General features: G+C 72.2%; 23 protein-coding genes. 12 read left to right on the top strand and 11 right to left on the bottom strand.

The window, feature by feature from the left end; all coding sequences use genetic code 11:
- The first annotated feature begins 89 nt into the window (after positions 1–89).
- Positions 90–863, top strand: coding sequence for an enoyl-CoA hydratase-related protein (locus HII36_RS13555; RefSeq protein WP_173523499.1), 774 nt, complete (start codon positions 90–92; stop codon positions 861–863).
- A gap of 29 nt (positions 864–892) precedes the next feature.
- On the opposite strand, the gene galK is transcribed toward HII36_RS13555, so the two are convergent.
- Positions 893–2,005: a galactokinase gene (galK, locus tag HII36_RS13550; protein WP_173523498.1), complete on the bottom strand. Its 1,113-nt coding sequence runs from the start codon at positions 2,003–2,005 to the stop codon at positions 893–895.
- A 43-nt stretch (positions 2,006–2,048) separates the two neighbouring features.
- On the opposite strand from galK, the gene HII36_RS13545 reads away from it, so the two are divergent.
- Complete coding sequence (locus HII36_RS13545; protein ID WP_173523497.1) at positions 2,049–2,849, top strand: 1-aminocyclopropane-1-carboxylate deaminase/D-cysteine desulfhydrase; 801 nt, start codon at positions 2,049–2,051, stop codon at positions 2,847–2,849.
- On the opposite strand, the gene HII36_RS13540 is transcribed toward HII36_RS13545, so the two are convergent.
- The 3 genes from HII36_RS13540 to HII36_RS13530 all read right to left on the bottom strand — a co-directional run bounded on the left by HII36_RS13540 (position 2,822) and on the right by HII36_RS13530 (position 4,574).
- Positions 2,822–3,493: a DUF6766 family protein gene (locus HII36_RS13540; protein WP_173523496.1), complete on the bottom strand. Its 672-nt coding sequence runs from the start codon at positions 3,491–3,493 to the stop codon at positions 2,822–2,824. The two genes, HII36_RS13545 and HII36_RS13540, sit on opposite strands and share 28 nt — an antisense overlap.
- 79 nt (positions 3,494–3,572) lie before the next feature.
- Positions 3,573–3,956: a hypothetical protein gene (locus HII36_RS13535; RefSeq protein ID WP_173523495.1), complete on the bottom strand. Its 384-nt coding sequence runs from the start codon at positions 3,954–3,956 to the stop codon at positions 3,573–3,575.
- 69 nt (positions 3,957–4,025) lie between these two features.
- The gene (locus tag HII36_RS13530) at positions 4,026–4,574 is read right to left on the bottom strand and encodes a hypothetical protein (protein WP_173523494.1); all 549 of its coding nucleotides are present in this window, start codon (positions 4,572–4,574) and stop codon (positions 4,026–4,028) included.
- A gap of 104 nt (positions 4,575–4,678) precedes the next feature.
- On the opposite strand from HII36_RS13530, the gene HII36_RS13525 reads away from it, so the two are divergent.
- Together HII36_RS13525 and HII36_RS13520 are read left to right on the top strand one after the other, a co-directional pair.
- A complete protein-coding gene (locus HII36_RS13525) occupies positions 4,679–5,416 on the top strand; it encodes a TetR/AcrR family transcriptional regulator (RefSeq protein WP_173523493.1) in 738 nt (245 codons plus the stop codon).
- Entirely contained in the window at positions 5,413–7,905 is a 2,493-nt protein-coding gene (locus tag HII36_RS13520) for a PEP/pyruvate-binding domain-containing protein (RefSeq protein ID WP_173523492.1), read from the top strand. Before HII36_RS13525 ends, HII36_RS13520 begins: the two co-directional genes overlap by 4 nt.
- Here the strand turns inward: HII36_RS13520 and HII36_RS13515 are convergent.
- Positions 7,902–8,168: a hypothetical protein gene (locus HII36_RS13515; protein ID WP_173523491.1), complete on the bottom strand. Its 267-nt coding sequence runs from the start codon at positions 8,166–8,168 to the stop codon at positions 7,902–7,904. The two genes, HII36_RS13520 and HII36_RS13515, sit on opposite strands and share 4 nt — an antisense overlap.
- Before the next feature lie 49 nt (positions 8,169–8,217).
- Here HII36_RS13515 and HII36_RS13510 point away from each other — a divergent pair, with 49 nt between their 5' ends.
- Together HII36_RS13510 and HII36_RS13505 are read left to right on the top strand one after the other, a co-directional pair.
- On the top strand, positions 8,218–9,075 hold the full coding sequence (locus tag HII36_RS13510; RefSeq protein ID WP_328807705.1) for an NAD-dependent protein deacetylase: 858 nt from the start codon (positions 8,218–8,220) through the stop codon (positions 9,073–9,075).
- 2 nt (positions 9,076–9,077) lie between these two features.
- Positions 9,078–9,455 carry a YchJ family protein gene (locus tag HII36_RS13505; protein WP_217369480.1) on the top strand — a complete coding sequence of 126 codons (378 nt, stop codon included), beginning with the start codon at positions 9,078–9,080 and terminating at the stop codon, positions 9,453–9,455.
- A 5-nt stretch (positions 9,456–9,460) separates the two neighbouring features.
- Here HII36_RS13505 and HII36_RS13500 read toward each other — a convergent pair whose 3' ends face one another.
- Positions 9,461–10,204, bottom strand: a complete 744-nt coding sequence (locus HII36_RS13500; protein WP_173523489.1) for a TauD/TfdA family dioxygenase — start codon at positions 10,202–10,204, stop codon at positions 9,461–9,463.
- A 74-nt stretch (positions 10,205–10,278) separates the two neighbouring features.
- Here HII36_RS13500 and HII36_RS13495 point away from each other — a divergent pair, with 74 nt between their 5' ends.
- The 4 genes from HII36_RS13495 (at position 10,279) to HII36_RS13480 (ending at position 15,847) form a co-directional block, all read left to right on the top strand.
- The gene (locus tag HII36_RS13495; protein ID WP_173523488.1) at positions 10,279–10,926 is read left to right on the top strand and encodes an adenylate kinase family protein; all 648 of its coding nucleotides are present in this window, start codon (positions 10,279–10,281) and stop codon (positions 10,924–10,926) included.
- Between the two features lie 110 nt (positions 10,927–11,036).
- Positions 11,037–13,088: a sensor histidine kinase gene (locus tag HII36_RS13490; RefSeq protein WP_173523487.1), complete on the top strand. Its 2,052-nt coding sequence runs from the start codon at positions 11,037–11,039 to the stop codon at positions 13,086–13,088.
- Between the two features lie 148 nt (positions 13,089–13,236).
- A complete protein-coding gene (locus HII36_RS13485) occupies positions 13,237–13,557 on the top strand; it encodes a hypothetical protein (protein WP_173523486.1) in 321 nt (106 codons plus the stop codon).
- 46 nt (positions 13,558–13,603) lie between these two features.
- Positions 13,604–15,847, top strand: a complete 2,244-nt coding sequence (locus tag HII36_RS13480) for a hypothetical protein (RefSeq protein ID WP_173523485.1) — start codon at positions 13,604–13,606, stop codon at positions 15,845–15,847.
- Between the two features lie 121 nt (positions 15,848–15,968).
- Here HII36_RS13480 and HII36_RS13475 read toward each other — a convergent pair whose 3' ends face one another.
- Genes HII36_RS13475 through HII36_RS13465 form a run of 3 tightly spaced genes read right to left on the bottom strand, consistent with a single transcriptional unit; the run spans position 15,969 to position 19,029 of the window.
- Positions 15,969–16,916, bottom strand: coding sequence for a DNA polymerase domain-containing protein (locus tag HII36_RS13475; RefSeq protein WP_173523484.1), 948 nt, complete (start codon positions 16,914–16,916; stop codon positions 15,969–15,971).
- A 41-nt stretch (positions 16,917–16,957) separates the two neighbouring features.
- On the bottom strand, positions 16,958–17,596 hold the full coding sequence (locus tag HII36_RS13470) for a GOLPH3/VPS74 family protein (RefSeq protein ID WP_173523483.1): 639 nt from the start codon (positions 17,594–17,596) through the stop codon (positions 16,958–16,960).
- Between the two features lie 56 nt (positions 17,597–17,652).
- Complete coding sequence (locus HII36_RS13465; protein ID WP_173523482.1) at positions 17,653–19,029, bottom strand: APC family permease; 1,377 nt, start codon at positions 19,027–19,029, stop codon at positions 17,653–17,655.
- A 167-nt stretch (positions 19,030–19,196) separates the two neighbouring features.
- Here HII36_RS13465 and HII36_RS13460 point away from each other — a divergent pair, with 167 nt between their 5' ends.
- A complete protein-coding gene (locus HII36_RS13460) occupies positions 19,197–20,138 on the top strand; it encodes an alpha/beta hydrolase (RefSeq protein ID WP_173523481.1) in 942 nt (313 codons plus the stop codon).
- A gap of 65 nt (positions 20,139–20,203) precedes the next feature.
- Complete coding sequence (locus tag HII36_RS58615; protein WP_173523480.1) at positions 20,204–21,376, top strand: glycoside hydrolase family 1 protein; 1,173 nt, start codon at positions 20,204–20,206, stop codon at positions 21,374–21,376.
- 37 nt (positions 21,377–21,413) lie between these two features.
- On the opposite strand, the gene HII36_RS13450 is transcribed toward HII36_RS58615, so the two are convergent.
- Both HII36_RS13450 and HII36_RS13445 read right to left on the bottom strand, forming a co-directional pair.
- Positions 21,414–23,621 carry a glycoside hydrolase family 3 C-terminal domain-containing protein gene (locus HII36_RS13450; RefSeq protein ID WP_173523479.1) on the bottom strand — a complete coding sequence of 736 codons (2,208 nt, stop codon included), beginning with the start codon at positions 23,619–23,621 and terminating at the stop codon, positions 21,414–21,416.
- Positions 23,618–24,247, bottom strand: coding sequence for a TetR/AcrR family transcriptional regulator (locus HII36_RS13445; RefSeq protein ID WP_173523478.1), 630 nt, complete (start codon positions 24,245–24,247; stop codon positions 23,618–23,620). Before HII36_RS13445 ends, HII36_RS13450 begins: the two co-directional genes overlap by 4 nt.
- Positions 24,248–24,317 lie beyond the last annotated feature (70 nt).

Genomic DNA, 24,317 nt, shown 5'->3' with positions numbered 1-24,317 from the left:
CTGGTCCCAAGCCTGGTACGCGGGCACCTGCGCGGGCAAATCGGCTCGCCCGGTTGCCTTCCCCGGCTAGAACATGATTCTGTTACTGCATGACGGAACTCGTGCTCTCCGCGCTCGACCAGGGTGTGCTCACGCTGACCTTCAACCGTCCCGACACGCTCAACGCATGGACGGACGCGCTGGGACGCCGCTACTTCGACCTGCTGGAACAGGCCGAGAAGGACACCGGGGTGCGCGCCGTCGTGGTGACGGGGGCCGGGCGGGGGTTCTGCTCGGGCGCCGACTTCAAGACGCTCGCCGCCATCCAGACCGGCGCCTACGACGAGAAGCCCGACCCGCGGCCCAACACCTACCCGACGACCATCGGCAAGCCGATCATCGCCGCCGTCAACGGGGCCTGCGCGGGGCTCGGGATGGTGCACGCGCTCATGTGCGACCTGGTGTTCACCGCCGACGACGCCAAGTGGACCACCGCGTTCCCGCGGCGCGGGCTGGTGGCCGAGTACGGGCTGTCGTGGGTGCTGCCCCGGATCATGGGCCAGCAGCGGGCCATGGACGTGCTGCTGTCCGGCCGCGTCTTCACCGGGGCCGAGGCGGCGGCGCTGGGGCTGGCCAACCGGGCGGCGCCGCGTGACTCGGTGCTGGCCGAGGCGCAGGCGTACGCGCGGGAGCTGGCCGTGCACAGTTCACCGGCGTCGATGGCGGTGATCAAGCGGCAGGTGTGGCGGGACTGGGACGTGTCGCTGGAGGAGTCGGCGAAGGAGGCCACCAGGGAGATGCTGGCCTCCTTCGGGCGGCCGGACTTCGCCGAGGGGGTGGCGGGTTTCCTGGAGCGCCGGCCGCCGAACTTCCCGCCCCTCTGACTGCCTCCCTGGAGTGACGGGGGCGGGGGTCAGACGAGGCGGCGGGCGCCGGAGGACGGGGTGGCCGGGAGGAAGCGAGGAGCCTGCCAGCCGCGTTCCGCGTAGGCCGCCGAGACCGACTCCTTGACCCCGTCCAGCCGCTCCTCGGCCACCAGCGCGATCGCCGAGCCGCCGAACCCGCCGCCGGTCATGCGCGCGCCCCTGGCGCCGCCGCGCAGCGACGCCTCCACCGCCACGTCCAGCTCGGGCGAGGACACCTCGTACTGGTCGCGCAACGACAGGTGCGAGGAGTTCAGCAGCAGCCCGATCTCGGTCGGCTTGCCCGCGCGCAGCAGCCCGATGAGCGCCTCCACGCGGTGGTTCTCGGTGACCACGTGCATGGTGCGCTTGCGCTCGTCGCCGTGCAGGAGCTCCAGCGCGCCCGCCAGGTCGGTGACGTCGCGCAGCGCGTCGACGCCCAGCTTGCGCGCCGCGGACTCGCACTCCGCGCGGCGCTTGGCGTACTCGCCGTCGGCGAGCTCGTGGTGCGCCTGGGTGTCGATGATGAGGATGCTCAGCCCATGGGCGGCAAGGTCGAGCGGGATGTTCCTGGAGCCGAGCGAGCGGCAGTCGAGGAACAGCGCGTGGCCCTCGCGGCACAGCGCCGACGCGGCCTGGTCCATGATGCCGCAGGGCATGCCGACGAAGTCGTTCTCGGCCTTCTGGCTGAGCAGGGCGATCTCCATGGGCGTCAGGCCGAGTCCGTACAGCTCGTTGAGCGCCGAGGCGACCGACACCTCCAGGGCCGCGCTGGAGCTGAGGCCGGCGCCCTGCGGCACGTCGCCGTCGATCGCGATGTCCGCGCCGCGCACCCGGTCACCCAGCACGGCCAGGACGCCGACCGCGTAGCGCGCCCAGCCCGTGGCCTCCTCGTACTCGCGGAAGGTGAAGGGCTCGCCCTCGGCCTGCATCGACAGCAGGCGGATCCGGTTGTCCTGGCGCGGGCTGACGGCGGCCGTGACGCCCCACGGCACCGCGAACGGCAGGACGAACCCGTCGTTGTAGTCGGTGTGCTCGCCGATCAGGTTCACCCGGCCGGGCGCGTGCCAGACCGTCTCGGGGTCCGCACCGAAGGCGGAACGAAAAGCTTCAACAACGCGCATAATCGAACACTCCTCAACAAAGGCCCGACCGTAGACTAGCGCCATGCAGGAGTTCGTGGATCCAGCGCTCGGCCCGGTCCGGCTCTTCCTGGTCCACGACGACAACAAGCCGCGCAAGCTCAAGTACAACCTGGGGCACCGGCGGGTGCTGACGTTCGGCGGGGCGTACTCCAACCACATCCGCGCGCTGGCCGAGGCCGGGCGTGAGCGCGGCATCGAGACGATCGGCGTGATCAGGGGCGAGGAGCACCTGCCGCTGAACCCCTCGCTGGCCTACGCGGCCGCCTGCGGCATGACGCTCACCTACCTCGACCGCGCCGCCTACCGGCTCAAGCACACCCCGGAGATGCGGGCGCGGCTGCGCGAGCGGTGGGGCGACGACGTGGCGATCCTGCCCGAGGGCGGCAGCAACGCGGCCGCCGTGCGCGGCATGGCCGAACTGCCCGGGGAGATCGGCGGCGACTACGACGTGATCTGCTGCCCGGTCGGCACCGGCGGCACCCTGGCCGGCATCTCGGCCGGGCTCGCCGAGGGCCGGCGGGCGCTCGGCTTCGCGGTGCTGAAGGGCGCCGGCTTCCTGGCGGACGAGGTGGCCCGGCTGCAGCGTGAGGCGTACGGGCGCACCTGGCACAACTGGTCGATCGACCTCGAACACCACTTCGGCGGCTACGCCCGCACGACCCCCGAGCTGCGCCGGTTCGCCGCCGTGCACCGGGTCGAGGAGATCTACGTGGCGAAGATGCTCGCCGGGATCATCGACCTGGCCGGGCGCGGCGAGTTCGCGCCAGGCACCAGGATCGTGGCCGTCGTCACCGGTCAGCCCTCCACGCCCGTCGCCGAGTGAGCGGCGCCGACCGGCTTCGACTCGGGTGAGCCGCGCTGGCGCAGGTAGATCGACAACACCACCATCGACAACACGGCCAGCAGCTCGGACTGCCAGTTCTGCAGGCTCCTGTCCCAGAACTCCGGCGAGGTCACGTACGAGCTCCAGGTGACGGGATCACGCAGCTCCCCGAGCCGGTCGGCGTTGTAGGCGGCCTGCCCGGCCACCGACTGCGCCAGCCACGACAGCAGGAAGATCGTCCCCATCACCAGCCCGAGCGAGTTGCTGAACAGCCACAGCCGCGCCCCCTTGACCCGCGCCCAGGCGGGGGAGTCGTCGTCGGCGTACGGGCCGATCTGCTGGTCCTCGTCGGACTCGGCGCCGGCCTTGTGCGGCTCCTTGGACTCCGGTGAGCCCTGCTGCACCAGCCAGACCGTGAGCATGATGAACAGCAGGAACTGCAGGTACTCCGACTGCCAGTTCTCGGCCACGTTCACCGCGAAGGCCGAGGAGGCCACGTAGTCGAGCAGCGACACCGGCTCGGCGCCCTGCACCATCTGCTCGTCGTTGTACTGCAGCAGGCCCGCGACGGCCTGACCGGCCAGCGCCAGCACGAACATGATCATGAACGCCAGCGAGAGCGAGTTCTTCTTCAGCCACCTCATAGGCGGGACCACCCGATGGCGAAGAACCAGGCCAGGCCGACCACGATGAGCAGGGCGGTCAGCGTGAAGACGGTACGCATCAGTCGTCCACCTCGCACTCGTACGGCATGTCACGCACCGGCTCGCAGCCCGCGGCCTTGACCCGCCAGCCGTCGCTGTAACGGTGCAGGAAGAGGGTGTCTCCGGCCAGGCGCACCTGCGCGTCCTCACCCCAGACGGACACCTCGGTGACCCGGCCGCCGGGGCCGAGCCCCAGCTCGCGCAGCGCCTCGGGGCAGCTCTGGCCGGGGTCGGGCAGCTTCTCCGCGGTCCGCCTGGTGAGCATCGCGCAGGCGGCGTCCTCCCGATGCGCGCCGAGCGCGGCGTGGAAACGCTCGGCCGCACGGGCGGGGGAGACCGTGTCCACGGCGCACCCGGCCGCCGCGAGCGCGACTGCCGCGAGCACGACGATCGGGATCCTCATGGGCCTCTGCTACCCACGCGAGCCCCAGGAATGCGGGCCCCAGGAATGCGAGCCCCAGGAACGCCGTGCTCAGGAGTCGAGCTGGTCGAGCACCGGGGTCACGAGCGCGTTCAGTTCGCGCACCAGCACCACCAGCGCCCGGTGCGCGCTCTGCTCGACCTGGTCGTGCGGGCCCTCGGGCTCGGGCGGCAGGCCGTCGAGCGGCACGGGGGCCTCGATGAGCAGCGTGGCGCGCAGGAACGGGATCCTGGCCAGGTCTTCCTGGGTCGGCTCGACGTACTGGCCGAAGCTCGCCTGCCAGCCCGTCCAGCCCCGGTCGCGCCACCAGGCGCGGGAGCGGGTCAGCTGCTCGGGCAGCGGGGAGACCAGCGTGATGCGGGCGTTGAGCGAGCCGTCGTAGGTGTTGCGCAGACAGGTGGCGTCGAGGATGCGCCGGTCCCAGCGGACGTGGCCCGGCGTCAGCGACGGCGGCGTGGCCAGCCGCCAGGCCGCGCAGGCGAACCTGACCGGGGCGATGTCGCCCCACTCGAACTCCTCCAGGTTCTTGCGCACGTGCACGGCATAGCGCCCGCCGCGGTCCCTGTCGAGCTCCTGATCGATCCAGAACGCCTTCGCCATGGGATCTACGCTACGGCCCCCGCCCGCGCCGTGCTGGATGAACTTGTAGTTAATTAAATGACCAAATAGCATCATCTAGTCAAACATTTGGGAGGTGGAGCGGGATGCCGCGTGGACGTCCGGCACTCGACCCCGAGCGTCAGCTCGCCAGAGCGCACACGATCCTCGACGCCGCGGCCGAGCTCATCCTGCGCTGGGGCTACGACAAGACCACGATCGACGACGTGGCCCGCCGCGCCGAGGTCGCCAAGGGCACCATCTACCTGCACTGGAAGACGCGCGACGCGCTGTTCGCGGCGCTGCTGCGGCGCGAGCGGGTGCTCATGCTGGCCGAGGCACGCGAGCGGGCGCCGCGATCGCCGCGCGCGCTGTTCGGCGAGCTGAGCCTCGGCATGCTGCGGCGCCCGCTGCTCAAGGCGCTGCTGATCGGCGACACCCGGGTGCTGGGCAAGCTCACCAGGCGCAAGGACCGCGCCCCCGGCGCGCTGGAGCTGGGCGGCGCGTTCGAGGCGTACCTGGCCGAGCTGGTCGCGCTGGGCGCGGTGCGCCCGGTGGCCCCGGGCGAGCACGCCCTGGTGATCAGCTCGGTCGTGTACGGCTTCCTGCTGCTGCCCGGGCTGCTGCCGGGTGGCTCGCCGGTGCCGGACGAGCGGCTGGCCGAGCTGGTCGCCGACACCGTCGAGCGCGCGCTGGCCACCGGCGAACCCCTGCCCGCGGGCCGGGCGGCGGCCGTCGCGCGGGCCACCTCCGGCTATCTCGACGCCATCGACGAGATCGCCAGGCGCAAGCTGGCGGCCTCGATGGGCGTCGAATCAACCGTTATCGAGGAGCGTGTGACGTGAGTGCCGTACTGCCTCTGGACGCCGCCGCGGCCGACCTGGCCACGGCAGGCGGCAAGGGCGCTTCGCTGGCCCGGCTGACCAGGGCCGGCCTGCCGGTCCCCGGCGGGTTCCACATCACCACCGACGCCTACCGGGCGTTCGTCGCCGACTTCCGTGACGAGCTGCTCCTGGCCGCCGCGTCCGGCGCCGGCGAACGGGCGGCCGCGCTGTTCGCCGCCCGCGAGATGCCGGCGGAGACCGCCGCCGAGATCCGCCGGGCCTACGACGCGCTCGGCCCCGGCGTGCCGGTGGCGGTCCGCTCGTCGGCCACCGCCGAGGACCTGCCCGACATGTCGTTCGCCGGGCAGCAGGACACGTTTCTCAACGTACGCGGCGACGGGCTGCTCGACGCGGTCAAACGCTGCTGGGCCTCGCTGTGGAACCCGCGCGCCATCGCCTACCGCGAGCACAACGGCGTCGCGCACGACGACGTCGCGCTGGCCGTGGTGGTCCAGGAACTCGTCGACGCCGACGCGGCAGGCGTCATGTTCACCGCCAACCCGGTGACCGGCGATCGCGGCGAGATCGTCGTCAACGCGTCGTGGGGGCTGGGCGAGGCGGTGGTCGGCGGGCAGGTCACGCCCGACACCGTGGTGATCTCCGGCGGGGCGGTCACCCAGCTCCAGGTGGCCGACAAGACGGTCATGACCGTGCGCACCGAGACCGGCACCGAGGAGCGGCCCGTGCCCGCAGATTTGCGCGCACGCGCGGTGCTCGACGAGCCGCAGGCGCTCGCGCTGGCCGAGCTGGGCGCCCGCGTCCAGGAGCTGTACGGCATCCCCATGGACGTCGAGTGGGCCAGGCGCGACGGCGCGTTCGCCATCGTCCAGGCCCGGCCCATCACCGGGCTCAGGCCCCAGGTGGAGGAGTGGAACGACAGCCTCAAGGGCGACTACCTGTGGACGGCGGGCAACCTGGGCGAGGCCATCCCCGACGTGATGACGCCCGCCACCTGGTCGTTCGTGCGCCTGTTCATCCACGAGGCCATGTCCGCCTCGACGCTGCCCGGGTTCGACCTGGTCGGCAACATCGGCGGCCGCTTCTACATGAACCTCAGCATCACGTTCGCGGTGGCCAGGGCGCTGGGCATGCAGGGCAGGCTCGGCGCGGTCGAGCAGGTCTTCGGCAAGCTCCCGCCCGGCCTGGACGTGCCCGTGCCGGCACTCTCCCGCTGGCAGATCATCAAGGCCGTGCTGCCCATGGCGATGCGCATCAGGAAGCGCGTGCGCGACAGCCTCAAGGACATGCCGGACTTCCTGGCAGGGGCGCGCGAGCGCGGCGAACGGGTGCGCGAGCGCATCGCGGCCACGCAGTCGGGGCCCGAGCTGGCCGATCTGTGGACGGCTGAGGTCGAGCCGTACCTGGTCACCGCCTGCCGCATGCTGGAGGCGGCCGGCCGGCAGGGCGGCAGCACACTCGTCTACACCCGCGACAGGCTGCGCAAGCTGATGGGCGACACCGCCGCCGAGGCCATGCTGACCGGCGTCAACACCGACGGCGAGCTGGCCAGCCTGGGCCCGGTGATGGGCCTGACCAGGCTGGCCCACGGCGAGATCACCAGGGACGAGTTCGCCCGCGCCTACGGCCACCGCGGGCCGCACGAGTTCGAGGTGTCGATCCCGCGCCCCGGCGAGGACCCGGCCTGGATCGACGCCCAGCTCGCCGGCCTGCGCGACCTGCGGGCGGGCACCGAGTCGCTGCTCGCCCGCCAGGAGAAGGCCAGGCAGGAGGCCTGGGCACGCTTCGCCGAGCGTTACCCGGGCAAGGAGACGAAGATGCGGGCCCGGGTGCGGCGCTGGAACGCCGTCGTCAGGGACCGCGAGTCGACCCGGTCGGAGACGATCCGGGCGTTCTGGGCGCTGCGCGCGTTCGTGCTGCGGGCCGGCGAGCTGACCGGCCGCGGTGACGACCTGTTCCACCTGTATCTGGAGGAGATCCTGGCCGTGCTGCGCGGCGACCTCGCCCCGCTGGAGCGGGTGGAGGTGCGGCGGGCCACGTACGAGCAGTACGCGGCGCTGCCCGCGTACCCGGCGCTGATCGTCGGCCGGTTCGACCCGGTGCGCTGGGCGGCCGACCCCGGCCGGCGCGCCGACATCCACGACGCGCGCGGCGGCACCGCGCCGGTGAGCGACACCGTGTCGGGCTTCCCCGGCGCGCCCGGTGTGGTCGAGGGCATCGCCAGGGTGATCTCAGGCCCCGAGGACGGCGACCGGCTGGGCGCGGGCGAGATCCTGGTGACCACGCTCACGAACGTCGGCTGGACCCCGATGTTCCCCCGGGCCGCGGCCGTGGTGACCGACCTGGGCGCGCCGCTGTCGCACGCCTCGATCGTGGCCCGCGAGCTGGGCATCCCCGCCGTGGTCGGCACCGGCAACGCCACCATGCGGCTGCGCGACGGCGACAGGATCAGGGTGGACGGCGAACGCGGCACGGTCGAGCTGCTGTCCTAGCCCAGGGCTCGCGTATGACACGTGCGCAGCCGGGGACCCGTGAACGCGAGCGCCTGCTCGTCCTCGCCCAGGTCGGCGAACGCGATCACCAGCGCCGACAGCATGAAACAGGCCCCCACCAGGGCCATCGTCCACGGCCCTCCCAGCGGCCGCCACGGCCGGGCGCGGCCGGTTCCCGCGGCGGCCGCGAGCAGCGCGATCGCGGCCACCGCCAGGGCTAACGGGATCAGGTTTTGCGGCGGCGCGTAGTCCAAGCTCTCCATGCGCAGATCGTAGTGAGAAGCGGTGCCGGCCGTCGTGCACCATGGAGTGGTGAACGAGAGCACGTTCGGTGCGCTGGCCGAGCTGGTGGCCGGCGGCCGGGTGGCGGTGCTGAGCGGGGCCGGGCTGTCCACCGAGTCCGGCATTCCCGACTACCGGGGGCCCACCGGGCTGGCGCGGCGGGCCGAGCCGATGACGTACCAGGCGTTCGTGGGCAGCGGCCAGGCCAGGCGGCGCTACTGGGCGCGCAGCCACGTCGGGTGGCGGCGGATCGGCGAAGCCGCGCCGAACGCCGGGCATCGCGCGGTCGCCGAGCTGGAGCGGCGCGGGCTGGTGTGCGGCATCGTCACCCAGAACGTCGACGGCCTGCACCAGGCGGCGGGCGCGCGCCGGGTGATCGAGCTGCACGGCGGGCTCGACCGGGTGGTGTGCCTGTCGTGCCGCGCGCGCACCGCCCGCGCCGAGCTGGAGGAACGGCTGGTGGCCGCCAACCCCGGCTGGGAGGCGGCGGCCGGGCAGATCAACCCCGACGGCGACGCGGTGCTGACCGACGCCCAGGTCGCCGGGTTCCGGGTGGTCGACTGCACCGGCTGCGGCGGGCTGCTCAAGCCCGACGTGATCTTCTTCGGCGAGAACGTGCCCAAGCCGCGCGTCGACGAATGCTTCGCGCTGGTGTGCGGGGCGCGGGCGCTGCTGGTGCTGGGCTCGTCGCTGGCGGTCAGGTCCGGGCTGCGGTTCGTCAGCAGGGCGGCGGAGCTGGGCATCCCGATCGCGATCGTCAACCAGGGTCCGACGCGCGGCGACTCGGCGGCCGCGCTCACCCTCGACGCGCCGCTCGGCGCCACGCTGACCGCGCTGGTGTCCGGTTCGGCGGGCGAGCTCACCGCCGCCGGTGGGACACAATGGTGAGCATGTCCCCGTCCTCCTGCCTGTGCGGCCTGCCCGCGCCGTACGCCGACTGCTGCGGCCGACTCCACCGGGGCGAGCGCGCGGCCGCCACCGCCGAGCAGCTCATGCGCTCCAGGTTCAGCGCGTTCGGGGTGGGCGACGAGGCGTATCTGCTGCGCACCTGGCATCCGTCGAGCCGGCCCGCCCAGGTGGGCCTCGACAGGAAGCTGCGCTGGGTGCGCCTGGAGGTGCTGGAGACCACCGGCGGCAGCACGTTCCACACCGAGGGCACGGTCCGTTTCCGCGCCCACTACGTGGAGCGCGGCCGGCCGGGCGAGATGGAGGAGCACAGCCGCTTCGTGCGGCTCGACGGCCGCTGGGTCTACGCCGGGGTCGTCTGACCCGGTCAGTCCAGCCACTGCCGCAGCAGGCAGCGGGGGTTGTCCGGGTCGTCGGTGAAGGCGGTCCTGCCGTGCAGGATCGAGGTGTTGTCCAGGATCAGCAGGTCGCCGGGGCGCAGGCGCAGCTCGACGGTCAGGCCGGGGTCGGCCAGTGCCGCGTCGAAGGCGTCGAGCGCGGCCCGCGTCCGCGCGCTGAACGGCCGGCCGGTGGCCTGGTTGCCGCGCTCGATCCAGTGGCGGTTGTAGTGCACCCGGCGGTCGCGGGTGAAGACCGGGTAGACCCGGCCGGTGCCGAAGTGGAAGTCCTGGTACAGCTCCTCGACCAGGCCGGGATGGCTCGTCCGCAGGCGGGCGTGCACGGTGTGGCCGTTCGCCAGCACCGAATCGCCGCCCGCGGCCGCCGCGCGCACGCAACGCAGGGCCAGCAGCCGCGGCGGGCGCGGCGGCCCGGCGCGGTCGGTGTGCAGGGCCAGCGGCCCGGTGTCCATGCCCCGGCGCGGCTCGCCCCGGCCAGACAGGTCCGTGACCAGGCCGGTCGGCTCCGGACGCGGCACGCCGAGCAGGCGGGCGAAGCGGCGGGGGATCGGGTCGCCGTGGTCCGCGACGGGCAGGCCGCGCACCACCGTGAAGCCAGGGCCGTGCTCCAGCGCGTGTCCGACCCGCGCGGCGATCGCCGGGTCGTCCGGTTCTGCGGCGTCGATCAGCCAGTCGGCCGGGGTGAGGGTCGTACGGGTCCAGGTGGTCACCATGTCCCGCTACGTACCCGCTGTGCGGGCAGCGTGTTGAATGAGGGATTCGATGCCGATCACGCCAGGGAGTTAATATGCGGAAATATGTGATCATGGGGGTGCAGGGCAGCGGCAAGGGCACCCAGGCCACGCTGCTCGCCCGCGATCTCGACCTCGTGCACATCAGCGTCGGTGACATCTTCCGCTGGCACGTCAAGAACCACACCAAGCTCGGCGCCCAGGTGCGCCGCGTGGTCACGGCGGGCGAGCTGGTGGGGGACGACCTGGTCGAGTCCGTCGTCAGGGACCGGTTGCAGCAGCACGACTGGAACTACGGCTTCGTCGTCGACGGGTTCCCGCGCAACCGCAGGCAGGCGGAGTTCTTCCTGGAGAGCTACGACATCGACGGGGTGATCCTGCTCGACCTGCCGGACGAGGAGGTGCGCAGGCGGGTGCTGGCCCGGCGGCTGTGCTCGCGCTGCGGCATGGACTACAACCTGATCGCGCACCGGCCCGAGGTCGAGGGACGGTGTGACGTCTGCGGCGGCGAACTGGTCACCCGGGCCGACGACACCCCCGACGCGCTGGCCAAGCGGTTGCGCGACTACCACGACAAGACCGACCCGGTGGTGGAGCTGTTCCGGGGCAAGGAGTACGTGATGACCATCGACGCCCGGGCGGACAAGGTCACCGTGCAGCAGACGATCAGGCAGCTCTTCCACCTGCCGCCGTACGTCCCCTGATTCACAAGCGGGACGATCTTTGACAAATACCCCTAAATTGGACGGACGCATTCAGGTGCAGGGGCCATAATCCTGAGGCAGGCCGGGAGAACCAAGGACAGGATGGGCGGATGGTAACAAGGGTGGTCGCCATCGCGATGGCGGTGCTGTCCCCGCTCCTCGAAGTGGCCGCCATGGTGATCTTCGCGAAGCTGCCCGCCGAGTGGCTGCCCGCGACCCCCGTGACACCCCAGTCGGCCGTCGCCCTGACCTTCCCCGCCGTGGGCGCGTTCCTGCTCGCCCACCGGCCCGGGCTCAACCTGGCCTGGCTGATGAGCGCCGGCGGGATGGCCGCGGCCGTCAGCGACTTCTCGTACGCGCTGATGTTCCGCTCGGCCGCCGACGGCGAGCTGGCGCTGGCCGGCTTCCTGCGCTTCCCCGGCGTGATCGGGTGGGCGCTGTGCGGCATGGCGCTCACCTCGCTGCTGCCCCTGTACTCGCCCGACGGCCGCCTGCCCTCGCCGCGCTGGCGTCCGGTCGTCGTGCTCGGCATCACCGCGCTCAGCGTGGAGCTGCTGCACCTGATGCTCCGCCCCGACCCCTCGCCCGTGGGCTACCGCTACCCGGCCGTGATCCACAACCCGCTGCAGGTCAGGGCGCTCGTGCCGGTCAACGACGCGATCTCGGCGATCGCCTGGACGGGCATCTACCTGTCGATGGCGCTGGCCGCGTTGTCCCTGCTGATCAGGCTCAGGCGCGCCGACCCGGTGGGCAAGCGGCAGATCGGCTGGCCGCTGCTGGCCTTCAGCGGGTACGTCGTGTTCCTGATCGTCGGCGCGTTCGTGCCCGAGATGACCTGGCTGGCGATCGGCTGGGCGACGCTGATCCCGATCGCGGTGGCGTTCTCGGTGATGCGGTACCGGCTCTACGGCATCGACACCGTGATCGGCAGGACGTTCGTGGCGGTCGGGCTGCTGGTCGTCGTGAGCGCGGTCTACTTCGGCGTCGGCACGCTGTCGAGCCTGCTGGTCTCCGGCTACGACCAGATCGCCGGGCTGGCGTCCGCGCTGTTCGCCGGGGCGTTCTTCCAGCCGCTGCGGCGCGCGTTGCAGCGGACCGTGGACCGGATGTTGTACGGCCGGGTCGGCGACCCGCGCGTGCTGGCAGAACGCCTGACCCAGGCGGTGCGGCGCGGCGACCCCGCCGAGGCGCTGACCTCGGTGGTGAGCGTGCTGCGCGACGGCCTGGCGGTCGAGGGCGTGGCCGTGGAGGTGGCCGACGGCGAGCCGCGTTACGTGGAGAGCGGCCCGGTGGGGCCGGACCCGCGCGAGGTGCCGCTGGTCTGGCACGGCGAACAGGTCGGCAGGCTGCTCGTCGGGCAGCCAGGGCCGCGCAGGTTCCCCGCCGCGCACGACGAGCGGGTGCTCGCCACGCTCACGCCGTACGCGGCGGACGTGGCGCACGCCGTACGCATGGCCGCCGACCTGCAGCGCTCCAGGGAACGCATCCTCACCGCGCGCGAGGAGGAACGCCGCAGGCTGCGCCGCGACCTGCACGACGGGCTCGGGCAGACGCTCACCGCCATGGCGATGACGCTCAACATCGCCCGCAGCCGCCTGAAGAACTCCCCGGACGCGGCCGACGCGCTGCTGCGCGACCTGCGTTCCGGCATGGACGCGGTCACCGGCGACGTCCGCGAACTGGTCTACGGCCTGCGCCCGCCCGCACTCGACGACCTGGGCCTGGCCCAGGCGGTACGCGAGCTGGCCGGGCAGGCCTCGGCGGGCACCGAGATCACCGTGGAGGTCGAGGGCGACCTGACCGGGCTGCCCGCGGCCGTGGAGGTGGCGGTGTACCGGATCGTCCAGGAGGCGCTGACCAACGTGCGCAGGCACGCCCAGGCCACGCGCGCCCGGGTGGTGCTGCGGCGCGAGCGGGCCGCGCTGCGGCTGCTGGTCGGCGACGACGGCCAGGGGCTGCCGGAGGAGTACCGCTCCGGGGTCGGGCTCAGCTCGATGCGGGAACGCGCGGCGGAGCTGGGCGGCATCTCGGTCGTCAGCGCGGAGCCCGGCGGGGGCACGCGGGTGGAGGTCATGCTGCCGCTGTCCACCACGGCCGCCGCGTCCACCGCGTCCACTGCGGCCGCCGCCGACCGCCGCTCGGTGGGCTCCGCCGCCGGCTGACCGCCGCGAGGCGACCGGCTGCCGCCCGAGGCGGCCACCCCGTGCCGCCCGGGGACCGGCGCGGCTAGGGTTTTCCCCGATCCGGACCCTGGGGCCGTCCGCCACCCGCCGTTCTAGCGTGGGTGAACAACTCCAGGAGGTGGGCCGCATGCCGTCACTGACGATCGCTCTGGAGGAGGGGTTCTCCGGCGAGCGGGTGACGATCCTGCTGGACGGAGAGGTCGTCTTCGACCAGGACGGCGTGCGGACGCGAACGCAGATCGGGATGGCGCACACGTTCACCGTCGAGACGTCGCCGGGCGAACACCGGATCGAGGTGCGCACGCGGACGCGCACGCAGGTGGGGGAGCAGCCGCCGGTGGAGGCGGCGGCGCGGGCCGACACCGGCACGGCGCCGGTCGTCCGCGTGTCCAGGCACCCGTCCGGGCTGCGCATGAGCGCCGACGCCACGCCGCTGCGTTACCTCTGAGCCTCCGGAGATGGCCGAAGTACCGACTCAGGCCGAGGAGACCGAAGTGGCTGCCACAGACAAACCCACGACCAAGACCCAGCAGTACTCCGAGCAGCAGATCGATCAGCAGGCTGGGCAGGACGAGCTCACGCAGGAAGAGGCGATGCGGCGGCTGGCCGAGCTGTCGGAGATGATGAGCCAGGCGACGGGCGAGGCGATCCCGCCCATCCTGCCGATCTTCCGGCGCAGCGGCGTCTACCTCCGCAACCCGGTGCACCACCTGCCGGTCCAGCCCGGCGAGGGCGCGCCCGCCGAGCAGGTGGTGGAGTCGGAGCAGGCGATACCCCCGCGCATCGAGATCGAGGAACTGCGGGTCGACGTGGACGGCCTGGCGCCGACCATGACGATCAGCGGCTCGATCTTCAAGCTGTTCCAGGGCCGGCTGACCTGGATCGCCCGGGTCGCCTACCAGCAGAACACCAAGACCTACACCGGCGCGATCACCTACCGGGACGGCCCGCTGACGCTGCTCCCGCACACCCACATCGCGGTCAAGCTGTCGAGCCTGCCGTTCGGCATGCGGACCGCGCAGGTCCGCTTCACCGGCGGCGGCATGCCCGCCTCCACCCGGCACTACACCTTCCGCGACTCCCACTTCCGCACCGTGGGCATCGAGTTCGACTGCGCCAGCGACGCCTCGCTGGTGACGTCGTATCCGCTGCACTCCCACCCGAACCGGCCGGTGGACCTGCCCAACGTCACGCTCACGGTGGAGCAGGTGTTCTCGCGCCAGGGCATCAGGGTGATCAACACCGGCGGCGGCGACCAGATCCCGATCAGCGAGGCGATGAACGACGCCAAGTGGTCCGACCTGGAGATGCACGACGCCATGCAGCGCCACTGGACGAAGTGGGCCGACACCGCGCAGTGGCAGCTCTGGACGCTGTTCGCGGGCCAGCACGAGGCCGGCGCGAGCCTCGGCGGGATCATGTTCGACGACATCGGCACCGCACAGCGCCAGGGCTGCGCGATCTTCCTCAACTCCTTCATCTCCGACCCGCCACCCGGCGACCCCGACGCGCTCGCCGCCGTGCACCGGATGCGGTTCTGGACGGCCGTCCACGAGATCGGCCACACCTTCAACCTCGCGCACTCGTGGCAGAAGTCGCTGGTGCACCAGGGGAACGGGCCGTGGATGCCGCTGGCCGACGAGAAGGAGGCCCGCAGCCCGATGAACTACCCGTTCCTGGTGAACGGCGGCCCGCAGGCGTTCTTCGCCGACTTCCGCTACCTGTTCAGCGAGAACGAGCTGGTCTTCCTGCGGCACGCGCCGGCCAGGTTCGTCCAGCACGGCAACATGCCGTGGTTCGACCACCACGGCTTCGAGCAGGCCAGGGCCCGCGCCGGCGGTCTGCTGCAGCTCTCGCTGCGGCTCAACCGGGCCAGCGCGCGCTACGAGATGCTGGAGCCGGTGACCGCCGAGCTCAAGCTCAAGAACGTCTCCGCGGTGCCGGTCGTGGTCGACCGCAACATCCTGCAGAGCGACAGGCTCGGCGTCGTGGTCAGCCGCGAGGGCCGCGAGGCACGGCAGTGGGTCCCGTACGCGGCCTCCTGCACCGCGCCGCAGCCGCACGTGCTGCAGCCGGGCGAGTCGCTGTACGCGCCGCTGTTCTTGTCGGCGGGACGGTCCGGCTGGCTGATCGACGAGCCGGGCTCGTACCTGGCCTACGCGGCGGTCCGCGCGGACAGCGGCGACGTGTTGTCGGCGCCGCTGGCCGTCCGCGTGTCGCGCCCGGACTCCCACCAGCACGAGCGGGCGGCCGACGACCTGTTCACCGACGAGGTGGGCCGGGTGCTGACCTTCGGCGGCAGCCGGGTGCTGACCGGGGCCATGGACACCCTGCGCGAGATCGCCGAAGGCCAGCAGGAACGCGCGGTCGCCAAGTACGCGGCGGCCTGCGTGGCCAGGATCTCCGCGGTGCCCGGCCGGGTCCTGGAGGTCACCGACGGCGAGCGCAGGTTCACCGTCACCAGGGCGCAGCCGGACGTCGCCGAGCGCATGGTGTCGATCGCCTACGGCGACATGAACACCGCGGCGGAGACCCTCGGCCACATCAGGCTCACCCAGGAGGTGACCCGGGTGGCCAGGGCGCTGGTCAGGCAGGGCGACGAGCGGCGCGGCGCAAGCCTGGCGGACGGGCTGGCCCACACGCTCGAACAGCGCGCGGTGCTCGGGTCGGTGGTCGCCGAGGTCCGTCAGACCGTCGAGCAGGCCAGACAGGAGGACACCAAGAAGCCCAGGCTCTGACCCCGTGAGGGCGGAAGGGCGGCCCCTGACCGGGCCGCCCTTTCCGGTTCGGCGAAGGGGCGGCCCGGTGACCGGGCGGCCCTTTCCGGTTCGGCGGAAGGGCCGGTGACCGGGGCGGGCCTCAGGTCTGCTCGCGGCGGGCCTTGGCGCGGCGCTTGCCCTCGTGCATGGCCTGCACCCGGGCGACCGGGATGGTGTGCCCCTCGGCGATCAGGTCGTCGGGCAGCGACTGCGCGGCGGGCATCCGCTCGGCCCACGGGTCGGACCCGCCCAGCAGCCCGGGCGCGGTGCGTACGGTGAAGTCGGCCGGCGACACCCGGTCCAGGTCCTCCCAGGCCACCGGGAACGACACCGGCACGCCGGGCCTGACCCGCGGGCTGTAGGCGGCCACCACGGTGGCGCCCCCGGCCCGCGTGGAGTCGAGGAACACCTTGCCCGCCCGGTCTTCCCTGATGAACGCGGTGGTGGCCAGGGCCGGGTCGATCCGCTCGGCCCGCGCGGCCACCGCCCGGGTGGCCGCCGCCAGGTCCTCAGGCGGGATGCCCGCCACCACCGGGACGAACACGTGCACCCCCTTGGCCCCGCTGGTCTTCACCGCGCCGGACAGCCCGGCCTCGGCCAGCGCCTGACGGATCAGGAAGGCGGCACGCACGGCGAGCTGGAACGAGTCGCCCTCCGGCGGGTCGAGGTCGAGGATCAGGTGCGTGAAGTGGTCGCCCCGGTACAGCGCCGGGTGGTACTCGACGGCTCGCTGATTGGCGAACCACAGCAGGGTGGGCCGGTCGTCGCAGAGCGCGTACGTCACCCGCCGCTGGGACGCCTCGGCCCACACGGAGATCGTCCGGATCCAGGAGGGGGCGTACTTGGGCAGGTTCTTCTGCATGAACGCCTCCTGACCTGGGCGTACGCGCAGCACCGAGAGCGCGCGCCCGCTCAGCGCGGGCACGATCCTGTCGTGCACCGCGTCGAGGTAGTCGACGAGGTCGCGTTTCGTCGCGTCCGCCCCGTCGAACAGGGGCTGGTCGAGGTTGGTCAGCGACACGCCGTCGCGAGTCTCTTCGCCGCTCATCCGCCCCACGATGCCCGTTACGCGTGCATCAGGTCAACGATCTACCGGTAGACGGCGAGCGCGGCCTCGGCGATGAGGGTCTCGACGATGGTGACGACGTCCTGGACGGCGGGCGTGCTCTCGCGGGCGATGGTGCGCAACCGGCCGACGAGCTGGCTGGACGGCTGGTCGAGGTACAGCTCGGTCTCCACGCGCAGCACCGCGACCAGCCCGCACAGCGCCGCGCTGCGGTCGTCGGGCTGCTTCCAGCCCTCCACCGCCGAGCGCACCCCGGCCGCCGCCCGCACCACCGCCGCCATGTCGGTGAGCTGGTAACGCGTGTACGGCAACATGCCCAGCCGCCGCTTGGTCACCTTGGTCAGCACCCCGGCGGCCACCAGGCTGCCGCAGGTGCGGTCGTACATGTCGGGCGCCAGCCGCTTGATCCAGAACTTGACGTCGCGGTTGGCACGGTCCTGCGCGATCTGCGGGATGAGGCTGTCGGTGACCGCGTCGCCGACCGGGGTGCGGTCGCTGACCGAGGCCTGACCCTGGACGATCGTGAGCCGTTCGCGCAGGGCCAGGTCGAGCAGCACCGCCCCGGCCAGCCCGAGCGCCATCGAGGACTGATGGATCAGGGGCTTGCCGGAGTGGTCGTGGGAGATGAGGTACAGCTCCTGGTGGAGCGGCAGCCGTTCCATTGCGGGGGCGATCCTTTACTGCAGGGGTCCCGATCTGGCCGGGATAGTGATGCTACTCACTTCTCGGCGGCCACCGGGTAGGGAAGCGTGGGACGGCGGCCGAGCGCGTACAGCACACCCAGCACCACCAGGCCGAGCCCGAGCCAGACCATCATCACCAGTTGCGCGTTGAAGTCGGAGTAGAACACCACGAAGACCAGCACGGCCATGCCGATCAGCGGCGCGAGCAGGTGCGCCCAGAGGTTCGACGAGCGGCCGCGGATCAGGTAGTGCACGATCACCGACAGGTGCAGCACCGCGAACGAGATCAGCGCCCCCATGTTGACCAGGCTGGTGAGCAGTCCCGCGCCGTCCTCGCGCAGGGACATCCAGCCGCCGATCGCGATCGACGTCGCGGCCACCAGCAGCGTGGCGTTGGTCGGCACCGAGCGCTTGACCGAGACCCTGGCCAGGAACGACGGGAGCTGCCTGTCGCGGGCCATCGCGTACAGCAGGCGTGACACCGAGACCTGGGCGACCATCGTGTTGCCGACGCCCCAGGAGACGGCGGTCGCGGCCGTGGTGACGTGCCTGAGCCAGTCGCCGCCGGCGTACGCGGCGACCTCGTAGAAGGCGGTGTCCCCGGCCCTGGCGATCATCGCGGGGTCGGGCACCAGGAGCGCGGCCACCCAGACCTGGGTGACGAACAGCACCGCGGCCAGGACCAGGGCGATCCGCATGGCCCGTCCCACCTCGGCGGACCCGCCCGACGACTCCTCGGCCAGCATGCTGATGCCGTCGAAGCCGAGGAAGGACAGGACGGCGATGGAGACCGCGCCGAAGATGAGCGGCCAGGAGAAGGTGTCGGGGTTGAACAACGCGTTGAGATTGAAGCCCTGCCCCTTGCCCGAGGCCAGCGCCCAGACGCCGACCAGCAGGAACAGGACCAGGACGACCAGCTCCGCGACGATCATGATCTTGGTGAGCTGCACCGTCATCTTGATCCCCCGCAGGTTGATCACGGTGTTGATCACGACGAAGACGACCAGCCAGCCGAGCACCGGGATGCCGGGCGCGATCGCGTTCATGGCGATCGACGCGATCAGGTACAGCAGGCACGGCACCAGGATGTAGTCGAGCAGGATCGCCCAGCCGGTCAGGAAGCCGACCGGCGGCGCGATGCCGCGGCCCGCGTAGTTGTAGACGGAGCCGGACAGCGGGAACGCCTTGACCATCTGCGCGTAGGAGGCGGCGGTGAAGAGCATGGCCACCACGCCCACCAGGTAAGCCAGGGCCGGCATACCGCCTGATTTGCTGTAGACCATGCCGAAGATCGCGAAGGGGGCGATCGGCACCATGAACATCAGGCCGTAGAACACGAGGTCGACGAAGCCCACCCCGCGCCGTAATTCCTGCCGGTAACCGAACTGCTCGATGGTCTCCTGTGGCTGCATGACAGCCTCTCCATGTCTATTGTCAACCTGCGGGGGATCCTGCCGGTCCGTGGCGGAACACGGTCCGTGGCGGGGTATGTCTGGGGATCTTTCCGTAGCTCACCGCGTGCCGCAAGCTGTCAGCGCATGTCAAGTCACGCTCGGATACATAACGCTGAGGGAGTTCCATGACGGTTCCGCGGGCGAGACGGTATCTGGCGGCACTGGCCGCCGCCTTCCTCATCGGCGCCTGCACCACCCAGGGCGTCACCCCGGCCGCCCCCACCTCGGGCGCCAGAGTCGTGGCCGCGAAGCAGGCGGGGGAGCGGGGCAGGGACCTCACGGTCGAGTCACGGGCGCTCGGCCGCACCTCGCCCGTCAGGGTCCTGCTGCCCGAGGGCTGGCGGCCGGGCTCGGGTCCCTGGCCGGTCCTCTACCTGCTGCACGGCTGCTGCGGCGACCAGCTCGACTGGGTCACCATGGGCGGCGCGGAGCGCGTCACCGCGTCCCTGCGCGCGATCGTGGTCATCCCGGACGGCGGCAGCGCCGGCTTCTACTCCGACTGGCTCAGCGGCCCCCGATGGGAGACCTACCACCTGCGCGAACTGCTCCCGCTGATCGAGGCCGAGTTCGGCGCGGGGCCGAAGCGGGCGGTCGCCGGCCTGTCGATGGGCGGGCTGGGCGCGATGATCTACGCCGCCAGGAACCCGGGCATGTTCCGCGCCGCGGCCTCGTTCTCCGGCGTGCTGGACATCGAGACGGGCGCCGAGGGCGTGCGCGGTCTCGTCCGCAGGCAGGGCGAGGACCCCGACCTGCTGTGGGGCGACCCGTCCGCCGACCGCGAGGTCTGGGCCGCGCACAATCCGGCCGCCCTGGCCGCGCGGCTGAAGGGGATGCCGCTGTACGTGTCGTGCGGCGACGGCAGGCCGGGCCCGCTGGACGGCCCGGGCGCGCGGGCCGACTACGAGGACGCCCTGTTAGACCAGTCCACCACGTTCGCCGAGCGCGCCCGGGCCGCCGGAGCCCGCGTGACCACCGACTTCTACGGCCGGGGCACGCACACCTGGCCGTACTGGGAGCGGGCGCTGAAACGCGCGCTGCCCATGCTGCGCGCGGCCATCGACGCCTAGGACGAAAATACTAACCACATGGTAGGTTTTCGCCCAGTCGTGTAGCGAGAACGAAGGGCGGCAGCGTGGAACTCTCATTCCCTGAGCGGTTTCTGTGGGGAGCGGCGGGCAGCGCGCACCAGATCGAGGGCAACAACGTGGCCAGCGACCTGTGGGCGTTAGAAGGCCGCCCCGGCGGGTTCCTGCGCGAGCGCAGCGGCGACGCCTGCGACAGCTACCACCGCTGGCGCGAAGACCTGGACATCGTGCGTGACCTCGGGCTCAACAGCTACCGCTTCGGCATCGAGTGGGCCCGCGTGGAGCCGGTGGAAGGCCAGATCTCGCGGGCGGTGCTGGCGCACTACCGCCGCATGATCGAGGGCTGTCTCGAGCGCGGGCTGACCCCGATCGTGACGCTGCACCACTTCACCAGCCCGCTGTGGTTCCAGCGGGCGGGCGGCTGGACGGACGGGGAGGCGGCCGAGCGGTTCCGCCGCTACGTCCGCGCCGTGCGGCCCATCCTGGACGACGTCGCGTACGTGTGCACGATCAACGAGCCCAACATGCTCGCGATGATGGCCAACCTGATCAAGGGCGGCGAACGTGAGGGCGGCGTGGCCGGCGCGCTGCCGCCCCCCGACCAGGCGGTGGCCGACGGGCTGGCCGCCGCGCATCGCGCCGCCCGCGAGGAACTGGCCGGGCTGAGGTCCGGCTGGACGATCGCCAACCAGAACTTCGAGGCCGCCGACGGCGCCACGGCCGAACGCGACGCCTGGGCCTGGCCGCGCGAGGACCGGTTCATCGAGGTGGCCAAGGACGACGACTTCATCGGCGTGCAGGCCTACACGCGGGTGCGTGTCGGCGCGGACGGCGCGCTGCCGGTGCCCGGCGACGTCCGGCGCACGATCACCGGCTGGGAGTTCTACCCGGCCGCGCTGGGCAACGCGGTCCGCTACACCGCCGCCAGGGCGCCCGGCGTGCCGATCCTGGTGACCGAGAACGGCATCGCCACCGCCGACGACGCCGAACGCGTGGAGTACACCCGCGCGGCCCTGGCCGGGCTGCACGCCGCGCTCGCCGACGGCGTGGACGTGCGCGGCTACCTGCACTGGTCGCTGCTCGACAACTACGAGTGGGGCTCCTACGCGGCCACCTTCGGCCTGGTCTCGGTGGACCGCGAGACGTTCGAGCGCACGGTCAAGCCGAGCGCCCGCTGGCTGGGCGAGGTCGCCCGCGCCGGCGCGCTGACCCCGGCCTGAGCACCCGGGCGGGGTGCGCGCACCCCCGCCCGGGTGTTCAGCCCTGCTCGACGGCCGACACCAGCCGGTCGACGATCTCGGCCGACAACCCGATGCCGAACGTGCGGAACTTGATCAGCGGCACCCCGAGCGCCAGCCCGAGCAGCGCCGGATCGGCCCGCTCGAAGTCGGGCAGCCCGGTCCCCTGGCTCAGCAGCTCCTTGAGCACCCTGCCGCCCACCGGGTGGGCCAGCCACTCGCCGAGCGTGGACATCCCGGTCAGCGGCCCGGCGTAGCCGTCTCCGGGAGAGGACAGCTCGGCCCGCAGCCTGATGTCGCGCGAGGACGCGCCGACCTCGACCGCGAACGGCCCGGCGTCGATCGCCCAGCCGCCCCGCGACACCGACCACTGCGCGAGGTCCGCGCCGGTCAGCGTGAAGCGCACCCGCTCGCTCTCGCCGGGGTTCAGCCCGATCTTGGCGAAGCCGCGCAGCTCGCGCCGCGGCCGCACCGGCCGCTCGGCCTCGAAGGCCACGTAGAGCTGGACGACCTCGTGCGCGAACCGCTCGCCCGCGTTGGTGACGGTGAGCTCGACGCTCCACTCGTTCTCGCCGGTCTCGCGCGTCTCCAGGCCGGAGTAGTCGAAGCGGGTGTAGGTCAGCCCGTGACCGAACGGGTAGGCGACCTCGGTGCCCAGCGTGTCGTAGTGGCGGTAGCCGACGTAGCGGCCCTCGCCGTAGACCACCCGGCCGTCGGCGCCGGGGAAGTACAGGTGGGAGGGCACGTCGGCGAGCCGGAGCGGGATCGTCTCGGTGAGCCGGCCCGACGGGCTGTGCGTGCCGAGCAGCAGGTCGGCCAGCGCGCTCCCGCCGGCCTGGCCGAGCAGCCAGCCCTCCAGGACGGCCGAGGCGCACTCCTGCCACTCCGACACCGACACCACGCCGCCGTTGGACAGCACGACCACGACCTCGGGGCCCGCCTCGGCCACCCGGCGCAGCAGCTCGACCTGGGCCGCGGGCAGGTCGATCGTGGTGCGGTCGAAGCCCTCGGACTCGGCGGCGTCGGGCAGTCCGAGGAACAGCACCGCCACGTCGGCCGCCGCGGCCACCTCGACGGCCCGCGCGGCCAGTTCCTCGTCCGGGTGGCCGTCGAGCCGGTAGCCGGGGGCGAAGGACACCTCGATGGCCGCGCCGAGCGCGTCGAGCGCGTTGTCCAGCCGCGTGGGCACCACGTGCGAGCTGCCGCTGCCCTGGTAGCGCGGGGTGCGGGCGAGCTCGCCGAGCACGGCCACACGCCGGCCGGGCGCCAGCGGCAGCACGCCGCCGTCGTTCTTCAGCAGCACCGCGCCGGCGCGGGCGGCCTCGCGGGCGATCTCGTGGTGGGCCGCGACGTCCCAGCCGTCGAAGCGCCGCCGGTTCTCCACCCGCCTGGCCAGCTTGAGCAGCCGCTCACCGGCCAGCTCGACCACCGACTCGGCAAGCCGCCCGGCGCGCACCGCCTCGACGATCTCGGCGTCGGTGCCGGTCGGCGGCATCTCCAGGTCGAGCCCGGCGGCCAGGGCCGCCACCCGATCGTTGACCGCGCCCCAGTCGGACATCACCAGCCCGTCGAAGCCCCACTCGCCGCGCAGCAGGTCGGTCAGCAGCCAGCGGTGCTGGCTGGCGTACTCGCCGTTGATCCGGTTGTAGGAGCACATGACCGTGTACGGGCGCGCGTCGCGGATCACCCGCTCGAAGGCCGGCAGGTAGATCTCGCGCAGCGTCTGCTCGTCGACCTCGGCGCTGACGCGCATCCGGTCGGTCTCCTGGTTGTTGACGGCGAAGTGCTTGACGCACGCGCCGACGCCCAGCGACTGGATCCCGGTCACCACGGCCGCGCCCATCACCCCGGTCAGGTGCGGGTCCTCGGAGAAGTACTCGAAGTTGCGCCCGCACAGCGGCGAGCGCTTGATGTTGACGCCGGGGCCGAGCACCACGTCCACGCCCTGCGCGGACGCCTCGCGGGCCAGCGCCGCGCCCACCCGGTGGGCCAGCTCGGGGTCCCAGGACGAGCCGAGCGCCACCGCCGGCGGGAAGCAGGTGGCGGGCAGGCTGTTGTTCAGCCCGAGCGCGTCGCCGGCCGACTTCACCTGGCGGCGCATCCCGTGCGGGCCGTCCGACAGCGTGAGCGCCGGCACCACGTCACCGGCCGCCTGGGTGTGCCAGGTGTCGCTCCCCGAGGTGAGCGCGGCCTTCTCCGCCAGGGTGAGCTGGGAAATCGATGTCATGAGCTCCCTCGAATGGTGTTCTGATCCAGGCCGAGCTGAGTGAAGAACGCGGCCACCGTCGTCCGCATGTCGACCGTGTCGGGGTCGAGCAGCCACTGGGTCTGCAGGCCGTCGAGCAGCGCGATGAGCTGCTGGGCGACCGCGTCGGGGTCGTGCGCGAGCGGCGGCGTCTGGTGCGCGAACAGCTCGGTGAGAAAACGCACGCCGTGCTTGCGCAGCCGCCGGTACCGCCTGACGAAGAACTCGTGCGCGGGGTGCTCCGGGTCGGTCGCCTCGCCGGAGATCTTCACGTAGAGGCTGACCAGCCCTGGCGTGCGCATGTTGCGCTCGACCTGGTCGATGACGCGCGGCACGAGGTCCTCCGGGCTGAAGTCGTGCTCGGGCCCGGACATCACCTCCAGGTCGACCTCGTCGCGGCGGCCGAGCACCTGGGTGAGCAGGCTCTCCTTGCCGGGGAAGTGGTGCAGCAGACCCGCGTGGGTCAGTCCCGCGTGCGCGGCGATGTCGCGCAGCGACACGGCGTTGAAGCCGGAGCGGGAGAACAGCTCCATGGCGGAGTCGAGGATGCGTTCGCGCGTGCGCTCGCCCTTGCGGCCTCGACGGGGACTCGGCTCCTGAGAAGTCATCGGTTCTGACAACCGACCGGCCTTTCTGCGTCTGGGCACGTGGGGGTGCGGATACGTGCCGCGGTCACAG

Source organism: Nonomuraea antri, assembly GCF_013283785.1.
In the GTDB taxonomy this organism is placed as follows: domain Bacteria; phylum Actinomycetota; class Actinomycetes; order Streptosporangiales; family Streptosporangiaceae; genus Nonomuraea; species Nonomuraea antri.
Note: the sequence above shows the minus strand (reverse complement) of the source record. Positions and strands in the feature narration are given on the sequence as shown.

Excerpts from the sequence above, each read along its gene's own strand:
- HII36_RS13555 (WP_173523499.1), top strand. The coding sequence starts at position 90 with ATGACGGAACTCGTGCTCTCCGCGCTCGACCAGGGTGTGCTCACGCTG.
- galK (WP_173523498.1), bottom strand. The coding sequence starts at position 2,005 with ATGCGCGTTGTTGAAGCTTTTCGTTCCGCCTTCGGTGCGGACCCCGAG.
- HII36_RS13545 (WP_173523497.1), top strand. The coding sequence starts at position 2,049 with ATGCAGGAGTTCGTGGATCCAGCGCTCGGCCCGGTCCGGCTCTTCCTG.
- HII36_RS13540 (WP_173523496.1), bottom strand. The coding sequence starts at position 3,493 with ATGAGGTGGCTGAAGAAGAACTCGCTCTCGCTGGCGTTCATGATCATG.
- HII36_RS13535 (WP_173523495.1), bottom strand. The coding sequence starts at position 3,956 with ATGAGGATCCCGATCGTCGTGCTCGCGGCAGTCGCGCTCGCGGCGGCC.
- HII36_RS13530 (WP_173523494.1), bottom strand. The coding sequence starts at position 4,574 with ATGGCGAAGGCGTTCTGGATCGATCAGGAGCTCGACAGGGACCGCGGC.
- HII36_RS13525 (WP_173523493.1), top strand. The coding sequence starts at position 4,679 with ATGCCGCGTGGACGTCCGGCACTCGACCCCGAGCGTCAGCTCGCCAGA.
- HII36_RS13515 (WP_173523491.1), bottom strand. The coding sequence starts at position 8,168 with ATGGAGAGCTTGGACTACGCGCCGCCGCAAAACCTGATCCCGTTAGCC.
- HII36_RS13505 (WP_217369480.1), top strand. The coding sequence starts at position 9,078 with ATGTCCCCGTCCTCCTGCCTGTGCGGCCTGCCCGCGCCGTACGCCGAC.
- HII36_RS13500 (WP_173523489.1), bottom strand. The coding sequence starts at position 10,204 with ATGGTGACCACCTGGACCCGTACGACCCTCACCCCGGCCGACTGGCTG.
- HII36_RS13495 (WP_173523488.1), top strand. The coding sequence starts at position 10,279 with ATGCGGAAATATGTGATCATGGGGGTGCAGGGCAGCGGCAAGGGCACC.
- HII36_RS13490 (WP_173523487.1), top strand. The coding sequence starts at position 11,037 with ATGGTAACAAGGGTGGTCGCCATCGCGATGGCGGTGCTGTCCCCGCTC.
- HII36_RS13485 (WP_173523486.1), top strand. The coding sequence starts at position 13,237 with ATGCCGTCACTGACGATCGCTCTGGAGGAGGGGTTCTCCGGCGAGCGG.
- HII36_RS13475 (WP_173523484.1), bottom strand. The coding sequence starts at position 16,916 with ATGAGCGGCGAAGAGACTCGCGACGGCGTGTCGCTGACCAACCTCGAC.
- HII36_RS13470 (WP_173523483.1), bottom strand. The coding sequence starts at position 17,596 with ATGGAACGGCTGCCGCTCCACCAGGAGCTGTACCTCATCTCCCACGAC.
- HII36_RS13465 (WP_173523482.1), bottom strand. The coding sequence starts at position 19,029 with ATGCAGCCACAGGAGACCATCGAGCAGTTCGGTTACCGGCAGGAATTA.
- HII36_RS13460 (WP_173523481.1), top strand. The coding sequence starts at position 19,197 with ATGACGGTTCCGCGGGCGAGACGGTATCTGGCGGCACTGGCCGCCGCC.
- HII36_RS13450 (WP_173523479.1), bottom strand. The coding sequence starts at position 23,621 with ATGACATCGATTTCCCAGCTCACCCTGGCGGAGAAGGCCGCGCTCACC.
- HII36_RS13445 (WP_173523478.1), bottom strand. The coding sequence starts at position 24,247 with ATGACTTCTCAGGAGCCGAGTCCCCGTCGAGGCCGCAAGGGCGAGCGC.